This window comes from Pseudalkalibacillus sp. R45, assembly GCF_052246725.1.
Lineage (GTDB): Bacteria > Bacillota > Bacilli > Bacillales > Fictibacillaceae > Pseudalkalibacillus.
In genome coordinates, this window is record NZ_JBQQCL010000007.1 from 52,546 (window position 1) to 69,122 (window position 16,577).

At 41.0% G+C, this 16,577-nt stretch carries 22 protein-coding genes and 1 riboswitch; of the genes, 17 read left to right on the plus strand and 5 right to left on the minus strand.

The genetic code is table 11. From position 1 onward, the window contains the following. The first annotated feature begins 2 nt into the window (after positions 1-2). Positions 3-773, plus strand: coding sequence for an ABC transporter permease (locus tag ACTWQL_RS13425; protein WP_443142946.1), 771 nt, complete (start codon positions 3-5; stop codon positions 771-773). Positions 774-785: 12 nt separating this feature from the next. Next, a complete protein-coding gene (locus tag ACTWQL_RS13430; RefSeq protein WP_443142947.1) occupies positions 786-1,088 on the plus strand; it encodes an MTH1187 family thiamine-binding protein in 303 nt (100 codons plus the stop codon). A gap of 54 nt (positions 1,089-1,142) precedes the next feature. Here the strand turns inward: ACTWQL_RS13430 and ACTWQL_RS13435 are convergent, their stop codons facing one another. Together ACTWQL_RS13435 and ACTWQL_RS13440 are read right to left on the minus strand one after the other, a co-directional pair. Next, complete coding sequence (locus ACTWQL_RS13435; RefSeq protein WP_221565548.1) at positions 1,143-1,328, minus strand: DUF2759 domain-containing protein; 186 nt, start codon at positions 1,326-1,328, stop codon at positions 1,143-1,145. Positions 1,329-1,458: 130 nt separating this feature from the next. After that, positions 1,459-1,935: a hypothetical protein gene (locus tag ACTWQL_RS13440; RefSeq protein WP_443142948.1), complete on the minus strand. Its 477-nt coding sequence runs from the start codon at positions 1,933-1,935 to the stop codon at positions 1,459-1,461. 119 nt (positions 1,936-2,054) lie between these two features. On the opposite strand from ACTWQL_RS13440, the gene ACTWQL_RS13445 reads away from it, so the two are divergent. After that, positions 2,055-2,696 (plus strand): MBL fold metallo-hydrolase, encoded by a 642-nt coding sequence (locus ACTWQL_RS13445; RefSeq protein WP_443142949.1) that lies wholly within the window; start codon positions 2,055-2,057, stop codon positions 2,694-2,696. Continuing rightward, a complete protein-coding gene (locus ACTWQL_RS13450; protein WP_443142950.1) occupies positions 2,693-3,796 on the plus strand; it encodes an SAM-dependent methyltransferase in 1,104 nt (367 codons plus the stop codon). The genes ACTWQL_RS13445 and ACTWQL_RS13450 overlap by 4 nt, the downstream gene beginning before the upstream one ends. A 39-nt stretch (positions 3,797-3,835) precedes the next feature. Here the strand turns inward: ACTWQL_RS13450 and ACTWQL_RS13455 are convergent, their stop codons facing one another. Then, complete coding sequence (locus tag ACTWQL_RS13455; protein ID WP_221565541.1) at positions 3,836-4,081, minus strand: DUF2626 domain-containing protein; 246 nt, start codon at positions 4,079-4,081, stop codon at positions 3,836-3,838. Positions 4,082-4,366: 285 nt separating this feature from the next. Here ACTWQL_RS13455 and comGA point away from each other — a divergent pair, with 285 nt between their 5' ends. From comGA to ACTWQL_RS13505, 10 genes are read left to right on the plus strand one after another with little or no spacing between them, the layout of a single operon-like run. Then, entirely contained in the window at positions 4,367-5,443 is a 1,077-nt protein-coding gene (comGA, locus tag ACTWQL_RS13460) for a competence type IV pilus ATPase ComGA (RefSeq protein ID WP_443143120.1), read from the plus strand. Continuing rightward, on the plus strand, positions 5,430-5,675 hold the full coding sequence (locus ACTWQL_RS13465) for a type II secretion system F family protein (protein ID WP_443142951.1): 246 nt from the start codon (positions 5,430-5,432) through the stop codon (positions 5,673-5,675). The genes comGA and ACTWQL_RS13465 overlap by 14 nt, the downstream gene beginning before the upstream one ends. Further along, a complete protein-coding gene (gene comGB, locus ACTWQL_RS13470; RefSeq protein WP_443142952.1) occupies positions 5,590-6,462 on the plus strand; it encodes a competence type IV pilus assembly protein ComGB in 873 nt (290 codons plus the stop codon). The genes ACTWQL_RS13465 and comGB overlap by 86 nt, the downstream gene beginning before the upstream one ends. A 19-nt stretch (positions 6,463-6,481) precedes the next feature. Further along, positions 6,482-6,796: a competence type IV pilus major pilin ComGC gene (gene comGC, locus ACTWQL_RS13475; RefSeq protein WP_443142953.1), complete on the plus strand. Its 315-nt coding sequence runs from the start codon at positions 6,482-6,484 to the stop codon at positions 6,794-6,796. Next, positions 6,762-7,229, plus strand: a complete 468-nt coding sequence (comGD, locus tag ACTWQL_RS13480) for a competence type IV pilus minor pilin ComGD (protein ID WP_443142954.1) — start codon at positions 6,762-6,764, stop codon at positions 7,227-7,229. Before comGC ends, comGD begins: the two co-directional genes overlap by 35 nt. A 31-nt stretch (positions 7,230-7,260) precedes the next feature. Next, positions 7,261-7,542: a hypothetical protein gene (locus tag ACTWQL_RS13485; protein ID WP_443142955.1), complete on the plus strand. Its 282-nt coding sequence runs from the start codon at positions 7,261-7,263 to the stop codon at positions 7,540-7,542. Beyond that, a complete protein-coding gene (gene comGF, locus ACTWQL_RS13490) occupies positions 7,508-7,969 on the plus strand; it encodes a competence type IV pilus minor pilin ComGF (RefSeq protein WP_443142956.1) in 462 nt (153 codons plus the stop codon). The genes ACTWQL_RS13485 and comGF overlap by 35 nt, the downstream gene beginning before the upstream one ends. Then, positions 7,966-8,346, plus strand: a complete 381-nt coding sequence (gene comGG / locus ACTWQL_RS13495) for a competence type IV pilus minor pilin ComGG (protein WP_443142957.1) — start codon at positions 7,966-7,968, stop codon at positions 8,344-8,346. Before comGF ends, comGG begins: the two co-directional genes overlap by 4 nt. After that, positions 8,331-8,846, plus strand: coding sequence for a shikimate kinase (locus ACTWQL_RS13500; RefSeq protein WP_443142958.1), 516 nt, complete (start codon positions 8,331-8,333; stop codon positions 8,844-8,846). The genes comGG and ACTWQL_RS13500 overlap by 16 nt, the downstream gene beginning before the upstream one ends. A gap of 36 nt (positions 8,847-8,882) precedes the next feature. Further along, on the plus strand, positions 8,883-9,059 hold the full coding sequence (locus ACTWQL_RS13505; protein ID WP_443142959.1) for a YqzE family protein: 177 nt from the start codon (positions 8,883-8,885) through the stop codon (positions 9,057-9,059). A 317-nt stretch (positions 9,060-9,376) separates the two neighbouring features. Here the strand turns inward: ACTWQL_RS13505 and ACTWQL_RS13510 are convergent, their stop codons facing one another. Together ACTWQL_RS13510 and ACTWQL_RS13515 are read right to left on the minus strand one after the other, a co-directional pair. After that, the gene (locus tag ACTWQL_RS13510; protein WP_443142960.1) at positions 9,377-10,174 is read right to left on the minus strand and encodes a YqhG family protein; all 798 of its coding nucleotides are present in this window, start codon (positions 10,172-10,174) and stop codon (positions 9,377-9,379) included. Continuing rightward, the gene (locus ACTWQL_RS13515; RefSeq protein WP_443142961.1) at positions 10,152-11,831 is read right to left on the minus strand and encodes a DEAD/DEAH box helicase; all 1,680 of its coding nucleotides are present in this window, start codon (positions 11,829-11,831) and stop codon (positions 10,152-10,154) included. The genes ACTWQL_RS13510 and ACTWQL_RS13515 overlap by 23 nt, the downstream gene beginning before the upstream one ends. A 249-nt stretch (positions 11,832-12,080) precedes the next feature. After that, a riboswitch (glycine riboswitch) is annotated at positions 12,081-12,170 on the plus strand. A gap of 386 nt (positions 12,171-12,556) precedes the next feature. Between ACTWQL_RS13515 and gcvT the strand changes: the two genes are divergently transcribed. From gcvT to gcvPB, 3 genes are read left to right on the plus strand one after another with little or no spacing between them, the layout of a single operon-like run. Beyond that, complete coding sequence (gene gcvT / locus ACTWQL_RS13520; RefSeq protein WP_443142962.1) at positions 12,557-13,651, plus strand: glycine cleavage system aminomethyltransferase GcvT; 1,095 nt, start codon at positions 12,557-12,559, stop codon at positions 13,649-13,651. Positions 13,652-13,670: 19 nt separating this feature from the next. Then, the gene (gcvPA, locus tag ACTWQL_RS13525; protein ID WP_443142963.1) at positions 13,671-15,014 is read left to right on the plus strand and encodes an aminomethyl-transferring glycine dehydrogenase subunit GcvPA; all 1,344 of its coding nucleotides are present in this window, start codon (positions 13,671-13,673) and stop codon (positions 15,012-15,014) included. Next, positions 15,011-16,474 (plus strand): aminomethyl-transferring glycine dehydrogenase subunit GcvPB, encoded by a 1,464-nt coding sequence (gene gcvPB, locus ACTWQL_RS13530; protein WP_443142964.1) that lies wholly within the window; start codon positions 15,011-15,013, stop codon positions 16,472-16,474. The genes gcvPA and gcvPB overlap by 4 nt, the downstream gene beginning before the upstream one ends. Positions 16,475-16,577 lie beyond the last annotated feature (103 nt).

A 16,577-nucleotide genomic window follows, 5' to 3' on the forward strand; every position in this document is an offset into this window, starting at 1 on the left:
CTATGGAAGGCACAGAAATTTCAAATCTATCACTATTGTTCATCATCGTATTCATCATCATTCCAGTATCCCTTTCTTACTGGTTTTCACTTGATTTATCGAAAACAATCGTATGGTCATCCATCCGAGGAGTTGCTCAGCTTTTCATTATCGGGTATGTATTGACTTTCTTATTTGATTTACCTAGTTGGCAAGGAATCGGTTTATGGGTCGCCGTCATGGTTGTCGTAGCGACGATTAACGCAACGAGAAAGGGGAGGAACATCCCCCGCGTGTTTCCAGTTGTATTCACGATCATTGCACTGACAGAAATAATCATTTTGTCATTATGGTTATTGTTCGGATACATACCCTTTTCAGCCGAAAAAGTGATTCCAATCAGTGGGATGGTGATTGGCAACAGTATGATTGCGATAGGTCTGGCTTTGGAGCGGCTGCAGCATCAGTTCAGAGAAGAGAAGGGGCGTGTTTTAGCAGCGTTATCTTTAGGAGCGACTCCAAAGCAATCGTCCTTACAGATTGTGCGGAAGACATTGAAGGCAGCTATGATCCCAAATATCGATGGGTTAAAAACAATCGGCCTCGTCCAGCTGCCAGGGATGATGACCGGTTTGATTTTAGGAGGTGTTTCCCCTTTAGATGCTGTACGGTATCAGATTGTCATTTCTCTTAGTATCTTTGTGTCAGTAGCGGTTTGTGCAATGCTCGTAACCATATTGCTTTACAGATATTATTTTAATGATAAAATGCAATTGATCGATATAAATTCTTAGAGGAGGGTTACAATGGCAATCGTTGATGTAACAGTTGTACCGCTAGGAACGAAAACTCCGAGTATGAGTGACTATGTTGCCGATGTCCAAAAAGTCCTTGATGAGAATAGTGACAAGATCAGTTATCAGTTGACCCCGATGAGTACTTTGATCGAAGGAGATCTCGCTGATTTATTCGATGTAATCCAACAAATTCACGAAGTACCGTTCAAAAATGGCATCGAAAGGGTTTCAACCAATATCCGTTTAGATGACAGACGGGACAAGCAAGTGAAGATGGAGGACAAAGTCAAATCGGTCGAAGAAAAAACATAAAGAAAGAAAAAAGATTGACCGGAATTCCGGTCAATCTTTTTTCGAGTAGACGGATTAGTGCCCGCCGCCCCAACCTCCAGTGTGGAAGATATCGATTACAGTCATCACCGTAAACCATCCGAACACTGCTGCAGTCAAGAAGGCAAAACCTAATGCAATGATATTTTTCCTTTTAAGTTCTCTAAATAACGCCCAGAGTGCGAAAAGGGTTACTAGGCCAAAGATGATTGCCAATGCCATAAACTTTCCCCCCTTATGTTGTTGTTTGTTAATATTACTATAACCTGTTTTTCCGATAACAATCTATGTAATAGAATGATTGCCTATCTTATTGTACCTGTTTTTTTTTCGATTGTCGAGATTCCATTCCTTACAAAAGTGTGACGGAGACATCATAAGCAGAAACGATTTGCTTGACCAAGTCATCTTGTTGACGATCGGCAAAATAAATGATTGGATTGACTGAATCATCGACGGCCACAATATGTTCCTCCAATTGAAGCATCGCCATTTTAGTCTGCTCTTCATTTCCTTCATCCATACGGAAAGGCACGGCCATTTCTTTATAAAGATAGGCGTGATTCGAGGAGGATACGAACCCGTAATCTGTATTGAACGATGTGGTAGGAGACTGGAGAGGATAGAGCACATACGCTTCTTCAAATAGATTATCTTCCTTAAAAAGGTCTTGAAGCGCTTGATATTCGGATTCAGATTGTACGATGCACAAGCGATCATCTCGATCAACAATCTTGGCTGTACTTGCAATTTTCCGTACGAATTGGCTTATGAAACCAGGGGAATGCCCTCTTAATTCCCGATGCTCAACACCATAAACGATTTGCATAGCTCCCTCACTTTCCATACACCCATAAAATTGGTATTGTATGAATGGAATATAACTTTAGATTTGAATTTACTATAGTGTAGAATAAAATAAGAAGATTGGCAATGGAGGCGATACATATGGAATGGAAACAACTTACTGTAGGTCCTGTACAAGCAAACTGTTATCTATTATGGAATGGGAAAAGGGAAGCATTGATCATCGATCCAGGAAGTGAAGGGGATCGAATAAACCAAGAGATAGAAACACTTGGTTTAAAGCCGTCTGCTATTCTGCTTACTCATGCCCATTTTGATCATATCGGCGCATTGGATGAAGTCCGTTCAAAGTGGCATGTTCCGGTATATCTTCATCAAGAAGAACTTGAATGGTTAGGGAATCCTGACCTTAATGGTTCTAGTTTCTTCCCTATGGTCCAATCAGTTGTCATGAATGAAGCAGACCATGTATTGAAGGGTGGACAAAATCTCGAGATAGATGGCTTTTCATGCAAGGTCCTTTATACCCCTGGGCATTCACCTGGAAGTGTTTCGTTTTATTTCAAAGAAAGTGAGCTGGTGGTAAGCGGTGATGCGTTATTCATGGGAAGCATCGGCCGTACCGATTTACCGGGTGGTGACCACAAACGCCTACTGAAAAGTATCCACAATCAGTTGCTGTCATTAGATGAAGAGACCCAGGTTCTTTCCGGACATGGTCCGTCAACGACGATCGGTGAAGAAATGAACTCAAATCCATTTTTGAATGGCTTTTCATTATGACATATGATCAGATGACGATTGAAGAATTTCTTCACGAGAAAATTCAATCAAGCAACCATAACAGGATCAGTTATGCCTGTTTTATGGAGACTGTCCTATATCATAAAATGGGATATTATCAAAAGGATGAAACAAAAATCGGAAAGGATGGCGATTTCTATACGTCAAGTTCCATCCATCCCGTGTTCGCATGGGTATTTGCCGATTATTTTGATGCTTATTGTAAAGAAAAGAACCTTCCTTTTCATATATGTGAAATAGGAGGAGGCGATGGTTCTTTTTCCAAACAAGTACTGGATTATTTCAAAAAAACCAAACCAGAACGCTATGGTGAATTGTCCTATTCTTTCATTGATGTAAGTGAAGAACATTTGAAAACAGCTAAGATGAACCTCGATCAGCATGAAAATGTCGAATTTCATTCATCATTTTCAAAATTTAAACAGCATCACAAGGGTTTTAAAGGAATCATTTTCTCCAATGAACTTCTGGATGCATTTCCTGTCCATGTTGTTGAGCAGCGAGAAGGGAAACTTCATGAGGTCATGCTTACGATGGAAGAGAATTTAGTGATGAAGGAAATAGTGCTACCAAGTGAGTGCGAGGAGATATTGCAATGGTTCGAATGGAGCGGGATTGCCCTTCCTGAAAACCACCGTTTCGAGGTTCCTTTGAAAATGATGGAATGGCTCTCTGAAATAGCCGGGATACTTTCAAAAGGGTTATTAATAACGGTTGATTATGGGTACCAAAACAAAGAATTGTTGGATTCTGCTCTTCGAAACGGGAGCTTGAGGGGGTACCTTGATCATCAGCTTATCGAGAATCCACTTTTACACCCTGGAAAGATGGATTTGACAGCTCACATACTACTCGATTCGTTAGTTAAAAGAGGAGAGGAAATGGGATTGTGTAAGCATTATCTAGGTAAGCAGAGAGAGTTTTTATTGGAAAATGGATTATTTGATCATTTGGTAGAGCACGATAACCGCGATCCATTTTCTGATGAAAGCAGGTTGAACCGAGCGATCCGTTCTTTTGTGACCCCAGGGGGCATCAGTGATGCGTTCCATGTCATCATTCAAGAAAAAGCGCATTAAAAAAGATGGACTGAATTGTCCATCTTTTTTGTGTACAGATTAATGCCCGCCTGAACCAGGTGTCATCATGAATGTGCTCCAGTACGTGAAACCGATAAAGAAGACTGTTAAGTAGGCACCAAAAATATAAATATACATTCTTTCAGATAGGTTAAGGTATCCAAGTGCAACAAACATTACCGTTTGTCCTACGAACAGAAGGGAAAACGCTTGCATATCACCAACATAAGCCATTACAGCGATGACTGCCGTCCAAAATCCCATCATGCGGTACATTCTTGCCATATGTAATCCTCCTTTGCAGCAATGATCATTACGGATAGATAAGTGCATTTAACGATTTTCCATCCAAAATAAATGGACTCTTTTAGTATTATAAATCAAATGAATGAAAAAAGTAAATTACAATTGCTATGTCAATTTTGTGTCGATGCTATAAATAATTCCAAGCTACATATAGTATAATGGCAATTTGAAAAAATATACAGGATTTTTAATATAAAAAAGAGGATAATTTTTAAAAATGTCGAACTAGTCATATACTTCCCGAAAGAAGGTGGTTTTATAGAAATAAACGTCGAAACAAAGAGTGAAAAATTGGTATTACAAGCTATTTCAATGCGTGCAACCGATCTACATGTTATTCCGAAGCATCGGTTTGCTACCATTCAAGCAAGAATCGACCAACGATTATTCACCCTTGAAGAAGTGCCGTTGAAACAAAGTGAACGCCTCATATCCCACTTCAAGTACTTAGCAGGAATGGATATCGGTGAAAGGCGAAAGCCCCAGAACGGTTCAATTCATCATTATCTCCCCTTAAATGGCAATATTCATTTAAGGCTTTCTACTTTACCATCAGCTTACAACGAAGCTCTAGCTATCCGAATTCTGCCTCAAAATGATGCAAATACCTACTCAAAGCTTTCTATTTTCCCAAATACACTCAAAAACATTTACAACCTTCTCACACGATCTCAAGGATTAATATTGTTCGCAGGTCCCACTGGGTCTGGAAAAACAACCCTCCTCTACTCCTTATTGAAAGAATCCCAATATCAAATGAAACGACAGGTCATCACTCTGGAAGATCCTATTGAAAAAAGAATGGACAGCTTGCTGCAAATTGAAATCAATGAACCAGCAGGGGTAACCTATTTAGATGGGTTCAAGTCGATTTTACGTCACGACCCAGATGTCATCATGATCGGAGAAATACGAGATGAAGCTACGGCTCATTTAGCGATACGTGCCTCTCTTACAGGTCATCTCGTCTTATCGACACTTCACGCCAAAGACACCATTGGATGTCTCTATCGGCTACTAGAATTTGGATTGAAATTTGAGGACTTGAAGCAAACGTTACTTGGAATCGTTTCACAAAGGTTATGTGATATGACTTGTCAATATTGTAGCGGGGAATGTTCTTTTTATTGCATGATGAGGAGGGAGAACCGCCGGATGGGGATCTATGAAACCTTATATGGAGAAATACTAGAAGAAACAATGACTGCAATTGAAAACAAAAAGGACCAACTAAAACAATTCCCTCATCTGCATGATTATCAAATTCGTGCGATGGCAATGGGATTTACACCCATGCAGCCATTTAGCATTAAGAAAGATAGCCGTTATGAGAAGGCATAAATGGAATAGCACCCAGCAAGCAGTCTTTCTGAAAAATCTCGGAACCTTACTTGATAAAGGATATTCGATTTCCGAATCGCTGACGTTACTGAGCCTTCAAAATAAACGTAATGCCTCCGCTACGATCAAAACGATCAAAGAAGACCTTGTTAAAGGAAAACCTTTATTCGAGTCTCTCGAAAGGGCAAAGAATTCCTTCAGATATATTAGGTTACCTTTATTTTGCTTCTGAACAAGGAAATCTTTCATTCGGATTACTTGAAGGCAGTTGCATTCTTCAAAAACGTGAAGAGTTGAAGAAATCACTCCTGCAATCAATCCGTTATCCTGCAGTCCTTCTCGGGACTTTGAGTGTAATGATGTTTTTCATGCTTAAATTCCTATTTCCTCAGTTTTCGAAGCTTTTTCAATCAGTAAACCTCTCCCTCCCTGCACACACCCTCTATTTAATTACGTTTCTAGAATTCATCCCAGTCCTCATCTATTTGACTCTCACATTGTTCATTCTGCTGTTTGTTATTCTCCATTTTCGCTTCAAACATAAAAGCGCCCATGACAAAATCTGTTTCTGGTTACGGTTTCCTTTCGTGCGAGAGGTTTTGAAGATTGTTTTGACACAATATTTTTCATTTCAAATCGGTCATTTGTTGAAAGGTGGATTGTCGTTGACAAATGCGCTTCAACTGTTTGAACAACAGAGCTTTTCGATCTTTTTCCAGGAAGAAGGTACCATCCTTAAAGCCGATTTGAGGAAAGGAAAATCTTTAAGTGAAGCCTTTGAGGAAAAACCTTACTTTTTACCAGAGCTCGCCCAGGTCACATTCTTTGGCCAGTCTAATGGAAAATTAGGTGAAGAATTGGTGCTCTATAGTGAAATGTTACTTGAGAATGCTGAGGAACGGCTGAGAGGATTGTTAACGCTCATTCAGCCTGTCATGTTTGCAGTGATCGGATCGATTGTATTGATTCTTTTCCTGTCAGTGATGATTCCTGTTTTTCAACTCTTTCAATCACTTTGAATAAGAAGGGAGAAATACCATGGGTGATCAGAGTTCGTATGAAAATGGATTTACATTGATCGAAATGTTGATTGTCATTCTCATCATTTCGATTCTGTTGTTGATTGCAGTTCCGAATATGACTAAGAACAATGATGTCGTAAAAGATAAAAGTTGTGAGGCTACCGTTCAATTGGTACAGAGCCAGGTGGCAGCTTATCAAGTCGAACATGATAACTTGCCCGAAAATCTTGAACAACTGACCGATTATATTGATTCAGATGAAATAAAATGTCCAGGAGATTCAGAGGTCTTAAATTATGATTCAGAAACCGGAAAAGTCAGCAGACCATAATGAAAAAGGTTATACGATGATCGAGCTTATGATGGTTCTTTCGATACTTGTTGTCATGACTGGTGTAGTTGTCATCAATATGATTCCGATGAAGGATAGCAGGGAGATTAAACAGTTCATCCAACTGCTGACGTCTGATCTGCATTACGCTCAACAATATGCTTTAACAGAACAAATCAAAGTACAGATCAAATTCAATAATGCAAGTAAACAATACACCCTGGAAACAGACTCCAGGAATAAGGAAAAAATCAAGACCATCCAGTTTCCTGAAGGTGTTTATTTTGAAGAATTGACTTCAAGTTTGGAACTGGAATATGGGGTGAATGGGACGATCCAAAAAGGAGGAACGATGTTGTTACGTACCAAAAAAGAAACCTATAAGATCGTCTTTCTTCTCGGAAAGGGCCGTTTTTATATTGAAAAGTTGTAGTGGTTTCACCCTTATTGATGCCATGCTTGGTATGAGTATATTTATGTTTACCGTATTTTGGATTACCCCTCATCTTACCGGTATATATTCAGAAAGGATTACTATCAAACAAGAGGAGTTTGCAATTGAAAAATGCCATACTTTACTACAGGATTGGAAAATAGGGAAGTCAGAGCCAGAAGAAAGGTTACTAGAAGTGAATGGGATAGAATATAACGTCACCACTAACAGATTGGAATCAGACCATATTGAAATTTGTTTAGATTGGATTGGAGCGAATGGACGAGCAAAGTCAATTTGTGGCAAAGCATGAAGGTGGTTATACACTCTTGGAAATGATTATATCTTTAACTATTTTTCTCACATTGGCAGCGTTGACTCCGTTGATGTTTTCTGCGATATTTTCTACAAGTGGACGACCTCTTAATCATCAGGAAATCAGTTTGTTTTTTGAACAGGCCGATAAAGAGTTGCAAGGAACAATCAGTGTTGAAAAGCGTTGGGATCGGTTATATTTGATGCAGCCTGATGGAAAGGAAATATCCTATGAGAAATATGGTGATCGCATTGTCCGGAAGGTAAATGGGGCTGGTTTTGAAGTCATCTTACAGGACATCCAGCGTTTTCGAGCGGAGCATGATCAGTATTCTGTGGAACTGATTGTCCAGGCTCATGAACGTTCATTCACACATAAAGCGATTCTCATTCAACCCTACCTCAATCAATGGAGGACACCATGAAAGAGGAAGGGGGTTACATGACTGCTTTCTCTATCATCATCTCTCTCATCCTTCTATCGGTAACGATGTATAATATCAAAATCTTGGATAGTGAAAGACAGTTTCATGAAAAACGTCTCATTTGGTTTAAAGCTGATGTTACATTAGAATTAGCAAGAGATGAAGTTTTCAACAACCTTCTGTCCGGAAACATCCAGGCAGACGATGAAGGTTCCCTTAGCTTCCCATATGGAATAGTGGATTACAAAGTCACCCAAATGCCGGATGACATTTATGCAGTCCGTTTTGATCTACAGTTGAACGAAAGTGGAAGAAAGACAGGTTTATTGTATTATAATTATGTTAACCAAGAAGTTGTACAATGGATGGTGGTATAGTGAAAGCAATCTATTTAACAGGATTCATGGCAGCAGGAAAAACTTCAGTAGGAAAAGAATTAGCACAAAAGATGAATGTTCAGGTCATTGATTTGGATAACTATATTGAAGAGAAATTGGCTTGGGCGATTCCTTCCATTTTTGAACGAAAAGGAGAAGTCTATTTTCGAGATGAAGAGCAGCGTGCACTTCAAGAATTACCTACATCTGATGTGATCATTACTACAGGTGGGGGAGCGGTTGTAAGGAAAGAAAATCGCACTCATATGAAGAAGCATGGATATGTCATCTATTTAGAAGCGGAAGTCGACACGATTTATGAGAGGCTTTCACAGCTAGATGATCGCCCCCTCGCAAAAGGGAAAACGAAAAATGAAATTCAACAGTTGGCTGAGAAAAGACAACCTTATTATGAGGACGCTGATTTAATGATTCAAACAGATGGAAAGTCTGTCGACCAGATTGCAGAAGAAATTGTTGCATGGATAAAAACACTCTAAATTGTCTAAAATGAGTAATAAAAACGGGTGATTTCGGTGTCGACGAATGATTTCGTAAAATTCCTGACGCAACAATTTGTACGGTATGTAGATCAACCCAAGAAAGACCGGGTAGAGCAGAGAAAAACACGTAAAGAACATAAACCGCCACGTTCCGTTAAATGGTTCGGTTTATTACCGATGGCGATTACAATGTTCATAAAACGAAAATGAAAAAAATGAGGGATCGGCCATCTTGGTCGCTCCCTCATTTTCATTGGCTGTGTTCGCAAACTTTGTTGCTCTTGAAAGTCGTTGATTTCCGCTCCAGGATGTTCGCTTTCCTCGGGGCGTGCGGTGAGCCCATTCGTCGCTTTGCGACATTGAATGGTCTCACCTGTCCCGCTGATCCCGTAGGAGTCTCGCACCTTGCTCTCCAATCAACTTGCAAAAGGTGTTTTTTAAAAAATGACTCAAAAGCAACAATCTTTAAAAAAGAGCTTTTGCATTTAACTTATTTGCAAGCTACTACCGCTTTTGCTGAAAGAGCTCTAATTCATCATTGTACTATTAGACAGATAGAACATGCCGCCGTTGATGATTTGTACGACTGCTTTAGGTTCATAAAGGTCTTTCAGCGCTTGTTTCTCCAAATGATAGCTTTCCGGGAGTTCCTCAGCATCCTGATAAAAGTGATCCAACAGTTCTTCATCTTCCTTCCACCGTTTTCTGGCTTCAATTGACCATTGTGGATCATCGGATTCAATGACGTGGTCGATGTATTGTTCGATTCTTTTGATGCCGCTGACAGGTTTGACCAAGGAACTCATCGTGTAACAATAGTCCGGAATTTTCGGGGTCAAAGGTTTAGATTCCAATAAGCCCTGAAATTCACTCACCATCATCCCATTGATCAGATTTAAACCGATCGAATGGAGAAAATCCTTCTTCCGATCACATTGATACGAGACCTTTATATTCAAGCCTAGCCACGGAACCAGTGGGACATACGAACTTTCATTCTGCTGGACGTTCTCGAAAAGCCGGATATATGAGCCGAGCTGACGAGTCGATTGGAAAATCTGGTGCAGCCTCGGCGACCCGAAGTGAATGAATTCACCTTCCGTATCATCTTCTGTTTGTTCCGTCTTCAACATCAGTTTCATCGGATTCGGATCTGCCCCTGTCAACTCTTGATAATGCCAATAAAAAGGGCGGTTCATCAATAGCTTATCCAGTTCAATCGTTAGCTGTACATGAAGCAGATGGTTGTCTCGGCGTTCAAGGATCTCACATTCATTTGCTGTGAAATAACGATCCAAAAATTCATGAATGTCCTTCTGAAGCATAAGCATCCCCCTCATCATTGGAATAGGTCAATAATGATGTCAAATTGTCCATTTTGATCTTGATTTCACCATCTGTGTCGGATTCACAAAAGATATCACGTATGTGTTGCTCAATGTTCTTCATACCCACACGAGAGAGGATTTCATCCAAATCTCCGATCACATTTTCAAATAGATTGATTTTTTCATATAAAAGTCTAAGGATATGTTCTTCAATTGTATTTTCAGTTGCAAAATTGTAAATGTAGACATCATGTTCTTGACCGATCCTGTGTATACGTCCGATCCGTTGCTCGATCCGCATCGGGTTCCATGGCAAGTCGTAGTTGATGATATGCTGGCAAAATTGCAGATTGATCCCTTCACCACCTGCTTCAGTCGCAATCAAGACCTTAGCATGGTTTCTAAAAAGATGCGTCATCCAATCCTTTTTGTTCCGTTTAAATCCTCCCCGGAATGGAACAGAACTGATGCCATGCTGTTGGAGGTACCATTGTAAATATAGTTGTGTTGCTCGGTATTCTGTAAATATGATTACTTTATCATCAATGGACTGGATGATCTCGAGTGCTTTCTCGGCTTTCGAATTGCGATCAACATTCTCGATTTCATGCATCAATGAGATCGCGGTCTGTCTAGCATTTTCACTGATCCCCTCTTTTTCGGACATCGCCTTCAATGTGAGGAAAACCGCTTCACGACTGCTGCAGACTTCCCTCTGCAAGGTGATTGTGGAAAACGCATGTTGTTGTTCATATGCTGTATTCGCTCGAGCTTCAGTGATGGATTCATAGAGTTTACGCTCGGTCGGTGAAAGTGTTATAGGTACCGTTTTGACAAAACGTTTCGGCCATTTCAAGCCAGTATCTTCCCGTCTGTTCCGTACCATGACTTTATTGATCAGCTGCTTGAGTTTTACCTCATTTTGAACATCGTATTTTCCGGATCTGTATGCTTCATCAAAATACTCTTCATTACCGAGGTGGCCCGGTTTCAATAATGAAACAAGATTGAAAACTTCTTCAATACGGTTCTGAATCGGTGTGGCAGTCAAAAGAAGACAATATTTCTTTTTTAAGTGTTGGACGAATTCATAGTTTTTCGTCTTCTTATTTTTCAGCTTATGTGCTTCATCTATGATGATAAGATCATAGTCCTGATCCAAAACGATTTCACGATGCGGGCTTCTCTTTGCAGTATCGATCGAGGAGACGACTACATCATATTGTTCCCACACATACGATTTCTTTTGCGGGACAGCAGGAATGAGAAACTTCGTATTCAATTCATGTGTCCATTGCAGAACGAGTGAAGCTGGGACAAGAATCAAAATTTTCTTCGCTAACCCGCGAATCATGTATTCTTTCGTGATCAATCCTGCTTCAATCGTCTTCCCTAGACCGACCTCATCTGCCAGGATTCCTTTTCCATTCATATCTTCAATGACTTTTCGTGCAACCTCCAATTGATGAGGAAGTATTTGGACATGCGGAATATGCTTCGGCGCTTGCAGCCCAAGAAAATCATCGATAACTAAACTTTTTTCCGCTTCTAAAGCAAGTTTATAAAGCTCCCAATTTGCCCATGGACCATCTTCGTCCAAGCGTTTAAGGAAATCTGTACTCCAGGATTGATCATGCTCGATATTAAAAGTCATACACGAAAACCCTTTCTGTTAAATTAGGTTGATTATCGAACGAATCATAGTTCTTTTGTATGTAATGTTCGTTTATATTGAAAATAGAACGCTTTCATGGAAAAGATAATTGCGATTATACGTTCTTCGATGATAAGATATAACTAGATTCATACTTAGTATGAACAAGCGAACCCAGAAATATAATAGCTGTTATCGATTTCGTCTTTATAGAGTGTGAATTTCTTAAGTTCAATCACATATTTGCGAGTGAGAACAAGGGGAGAGTCTACCTTTAAGGTAGCGCCGAAGGAGCAAGCTTATCGTGAATCTCTCAGGCAAACGGACTCTTGTTTGACGCAGCTCTGGAGAGTGCTTCAATTGCGAAGCCACCAAAGGGGAAAGTCGTGGAACGTTCTTCTGCGATCAAACTTTCAGGTACGAGGACAGAGAGGGCTTGTTAAAAAGTCTTCTTTGTCCTCTCTTTTTTTCATTTAAAGAAAGTATAAATGCTTCCTTCAATATAAGCGCACAAGCTGGTGGCTTCGGAAGCAATACTCCGCACGAAGGAAAAGCGATTGCTTTTTCGAGGAACTAAGGCTCAGCCAACGCTTAGGCTTGGCTAAGCCAAGTTTTCTTTAAGGGGAAGCGTGATTTTTAACAGGTCTTAAAGGTATGACTTATTGAACAAACGAGCAAAGACATACACGATCAGCTGAAAATTTAAAATTGAAGGAGAGATGCTCATGTCATCCCTACAGCGAACACCATTGTTTGAGCTGTATAAAGAATATGGAGCGAAAGTAATCGATTTCGGTGGATGGGAATTGCCTGTCCAGTTCTCAAGTATCAAGGAAGAACACGCAGCAGTACGGACTAAAGCCGGGTTGTTTGATGTCTCCCATATGGGTGAAATCACAGTTAAGGGTGAGGTCGCTGAAGGTTTTCTACAATATGTAATGACCAATGATGTTTCGAAGTTGAAAGAAGGCGGCGCTCAATATACCGCAATGTGCTACGAAGATGGCGGGACAGTTGATGATCTTCTTGTATATAAGCGTGGGAAAAATGATTTCCTTTTAGTCGTTAATGCTGCAAACATTGAAAAAGACTATGACTGGCTTGTGAACAACCAGAAAGGGAATGTTGAAATTCAGAACATTTCGAATGAAGTTGCTCAATTAGCATTACAAGGACCACTGGCAGAGGAAGTACTACAGAAGCTTACAGAATATGATTTATCTCAAATTGGTTTCTTCAAGTTTACGGAAGACGTGGAAATCGACGGTACGAAAGCATTGGTATCCCGCACAGGCTACACAGGTGAAGATGGTTTTGAAATCTATTGTGACAGTGAAGATGCTGCCAAGCTATGGAAAACCATTTTAGAAGCAGGTAAAGAAGCTGGGGTTCTTCCAATCGGACTTGGTGCACGTGATACTTTACGATTTGAAGCTAGGCTTGCTTTATATGGTCAAGAGCTGACAGCTGAGATTTCACCATTGGAAGCAGGGATCGGTTTCGCAGTCAAGCTGAAAAAAGAAGCTGATTTCATCGGTAAAGATGCGTTGATCAAGCAAAAAGAAGATGGACTTAAACGGAAATTGGTCGGAATCGAAATGATAGATAAAGGGATTCCACGAACACATTATGACGTTTTCAAAAATGATGAAAAGATCGGCGAAGTCACCACTGGTACGCAATCTCCTACACTAGGTAAGAACCTTGGGTTGGCTTTGATCGATTCGAAGTACACAGAACTTGGAACAGAAGTCGAAGTCCAAGTCCGTAAACGACGCTTGAAAGCAGAAGTCGTAAAAGCACCTTTCTATAAACGTTAATCAAGAGGGGGAATAAAAGGTGAAATTTCGTTACCTACCAATGACAGAGCAAGACGAAAAGGAAATGTTAGCAGAAATCGGAATTGATTCGATTGATGAACTGTTTAATGATATCCCTGAAAATGTACGGTTCAAAGGCGACTTGAACATCTCAGAGGCAATCCCGGAAAACGATTTGATGAAGAAGATGTCTGGATTAGCTGGAAAGAACGTAAATACAAAGGACTATGCTTCCTTCCTTGGAGCAGGAGTGTATGATCACTATATCCCATCGATCGTCAATCACGTGATCTCGCGTTCTGAATTCTATACGGCTTACACACCGTATCAACCTGAAATCTCACAAGGGGAACTTCAAGCAATCTTTGAATTCCAGACGATGATTTGCGAGTTGACCGGAATGGAAGTTGCCAACTCTTCGATGTACGATGGACAAACAGCCCTGGCAGAAGCAGCTTTCTTGAGTGCTGCTCATACGCGTAAAAAGAAGGTTGTCGTTTCGAAAAGTGTCCATCCTGAAGCATTGAGTGTTCTTCATACGTATGCGAAAGGGCCGAACCTTGAAGTAGTGGAAGTAGAAGCAACGAATGGAACAACGGATTTGGAAGCATTAAAAGGTGTTGTTGATGGAGATACAGCTTGTGTCATCGTCCAATATCCGAACTTTTACGGCCAAATCGAGCCTTTGAAGGAAATTGAAGAAATCGTTCATCAAGAAAAAGCAATGTTCGTTGTATCCAGTAACCCGCTATCCTTGGGCGCACTTAAGCCGCCTGGAAAACTTGGCGCAGATATCGTCATTGGTGACGCTCAGCCATTCGGTATTCCAGCTGCATTCGGTGGACCGCACTGTGGTTATTTTGCGACCACAAAGAAATTGATGCGTAAAGTGCCAGGACGTCTAATCGGCCAAACGACCGATGAAGAAGGTCAACGCGGTTTCGTTCTTACACTGCAAGCTCGTGAACAGCATATCCGTCGTGACAAAGCGACATCCAATATCTGTTCGAACCAGGCTTTGAACGCGCTTGCTGCCTCGGTTGCAATGACAGCTTTAGGTAAAAAAGGAATCAAGGAAATCGCTGTACAGAACCTTCAAAAAGCTCATTATGCAAAGAAAAAGCTTGAAGAAGCGGGTATGGATGTCCGTTTTAAAGGTGCCTTTTTCAACGAGCTTGTCGTAAAAGTCTCCAAACCGGTCAAAGAAGTAAACAAAGCGCTTTTGGAAAAAGGATTTGTCGGTGGTTACGATCTCGGACAATATTACCCGGATCTTGATCAGCATATGTTGATCGCTGTAACGGAACAGCGCACGAAAGAAGAAATCGATGCCTTTGTAAAAGAATTGGGGGGAGTCCAATGAGCAACAAAAAAAACCAAGCACTCATTTTTGAATTGTCTAAACCAGGACGGGTAGGTTATAGCTTATCTGAATTAGACGTGCCTGAAACTCCCATTGAAGAAATGATTGATTCTGAATATCTCCGTGATGAAGAGCCGGAACTGCCTGAAGTATCTGAACTTCAAATCATGCGCCATTACACCGCATTATCGAAACGTAATCATGGTGTGGATTCTGGATTCTATCCACTTGGATCTTGTACGATGAAATATAATCCGAAAATTAATGAGGATGTAGCTCGTTTTCCTGGATTTGCTCACATCCACCCTTATCAGGATGAAGACACGGTACAGGGTGCGATGGAAATGCTTTATGACCTGCAAACTTCACTTGAAGAGATTACAGGAATGGATGAAGTCACGCTTCAACCAGCAGCCGGTGCTCATGGAGAATGGACAGGCTTGATGATGATCCGTGCTTATCATGAACAGAATGGGGATCATCAACGTACGAAAGTCATTGTTCCAGATTCAGCACATGGAACAAACCCAGCTTCTGCTACGGTTGCAGGTTTTGAGGCTGTAACGGTCAAGTCAGATGAAAACGGTCTAGTCGACCTGGAAGACTTAAAGCGTGTGGTCGGCGAGGATACAGCAGCCCTAATGCTGACGAATCCGAATACGCTTGGTCTTTTTGAAGAGCACATTCTAGATATGGCACGTATTGTCCATGAAGCAGGCGGAAAGTTATATTATGATGGTGCGAATATGAATGCGATCATGGGCAGAACACGTCCAGGCGACATGGGCTTTGACGTTGTTCACTTGAACCTTCATAAGACGTTCACCGGCCCACACGGCGGTGGCGGCCCTGGTTCAGGTCCAGTCGGTGTAAAGGAAGATTTATTTCCATTCTTGCCGAAACCGATATTAGCGAAAACTGATGAAGGCTATGTATTTGATTACAACCGTCCAGACTCGATCGGACGCGTGAAGCCATTCTACGGAAACTTCGGCATCAATGTTCGTGCCTATACGTACATTCTGACGATGGGACGCGAAGGATTGAAGAAGGTCAGCGATTATGCTGTATTGAATGCGAATTACATGATGCGCAAACTTGCGCCGCATTTCGTCCTTCCATATGAACAGCATTGTAAACATGAATTCGTCATTTCCGGTAAGCGTCAGAAGAAGCTTGGTGTGCGGACGTTGGATATGGCGAAACGTCTCCTGGACTTCGGTTATCACCCGCCGACCATCTATTTCCCTCTTAATGTAGAGGAATGTATGATGATCGAGCCGACAGAAACCGAATCAAAGGAAACGTTGGATGAGTTCATCGATGCGATGATCCAAATTGCGAAAGAAGCTGAAGAATCTCCTGAGGTCGTGCAACAAGCGCCTCATAACACAGTCATCAAACGTATGGACGAAACAACCGCTGCACGTAAACCCATCCTACGATACGAAAAACAATAATGAAAAAGGAACAGGCCTTCTCCGGTATGGTCGGAGCGGTCTGTTCCTTTTCTATTTCAAAATTTAAACTTATTCCGGCCGATGCAGAAGGTAAACCGGCGGA

Coding starts and splice junctions, on each gene's coding strand:
- ACTWQL_RS13425 (WP_443142946.1), top strand. CDS start 3: ATGGAAGGCACAGAAATTTCAAATCTATCACTATTGTTCATCATCGTA.
- ACTWQL_RS13430 (WP_443142947.1), top strand. CDS start 786: ATGGCAATCGTTGATGTAACAGTTGTACCGCTAGGAACGAAAACTCCG.
- ACTWQL_RS13435 (WP_221565548.1), bottom strand. CDS start 1,328: ATGGCATTGGCAATCATCTTTGGCCTAGTAACCCTTTTCGCACTCTGG.
- ACTWQL_RS13440 (WP_443142948.1), bottom strand. CDS start 1,935: ATGCAAATCGTTTATGGTGTTGAGCATCGGGAATTAAGAGGGCATTCC.
- ACTWQL_RS13445 (WP_443142949.1), top strand. CDS start 2,055: ATGGAATGGAAACAACTTACTGTAGGTCCTGTACAAGCAAACTGTTAT.
- ACTWQL_RS13450 (WP_443142950.1), top strand. CDS start 2,693: ATGACATATGATCAGATGACGATTGAAGAATTTCTTCACGAGAAAATT.
- ACTWQL_RS13455 (WP_221565541.1), bottom strand. CDS start 4,081: ATGGCAAGAATGTACCGCATGATGGGATTTTGGACGGCAGTCATCGCT.
- ACTWQL_RS13465 (WP_443142951.1), top strand. CDS start 5,430: ATGAGAAGGCATAAATGGAATAGCACCCAGCAAGCAGTCTTTCTGAAA.
- comGC (WP_443142953.1), top strand. CDS start 6,482: ATGGGTGATCAGAGTTCGTATGAAAATGGATTTACATTGATCGAAATG.
- comGD (WP_443142954.1), top strand. CDS start 6,762: ATGATTCAGAAACCGGAAAAGTCAGCAGACCATAATGAAAAAGGTTAT.
- ACTWQL_RS13485 (WP_443142955.1), top strand. CDS start 7,261: ATGAGTATATTTATGTTTACCGTATTTTGGATTACCCCTCATCTTACC.
- comGF (WP_443142956.1), top strand. CDS start 7,508: ATGGACGAGCAAAGTCAATTTGTGGCAAAGCATGAAGGTGGTTATACA.
- comGG (WP_443142957.1), top strand. CDS start 7,966: ATGAAAGAGGAAGGGGGTTACATGACTGCTTTCTCTATCATCATCTCT.
- ACTWQL_RS13500 (WP_443142958.1), top strand. CDS start 8,331: ATGGATGGTGGTATAGTGAAAGCAATCTATTTAACAGGATTCATGGCA.
- ACTWQL_RS13510 (WP_443142960.1), bottom strand. CDS start 10,174: ATGCTTCAGAAGGACATTCATGAATTTTTGGATCGTTATTTCACAGCA.
- ACTWQL_RS13515 (WP_443142961.1), bottom strand. CDS start 11,831: ATGACTTTTAATATCGAGCATGATCAATCCTGGAGTACAGATTTCCTT.
- gcvT (WP_443142962.1), top strand. CDS start 12,557: ATGTCATCCCTACAGCGAACACCATTGTTTGAGCTGTATAAAGAATAT.
- gcvPB (WP_443142964.1), top strand. CDS start 15,011: ATGAGCAACAAAAAAAACCAAGCACTCATTTTTGAATTGTCTAAACCA.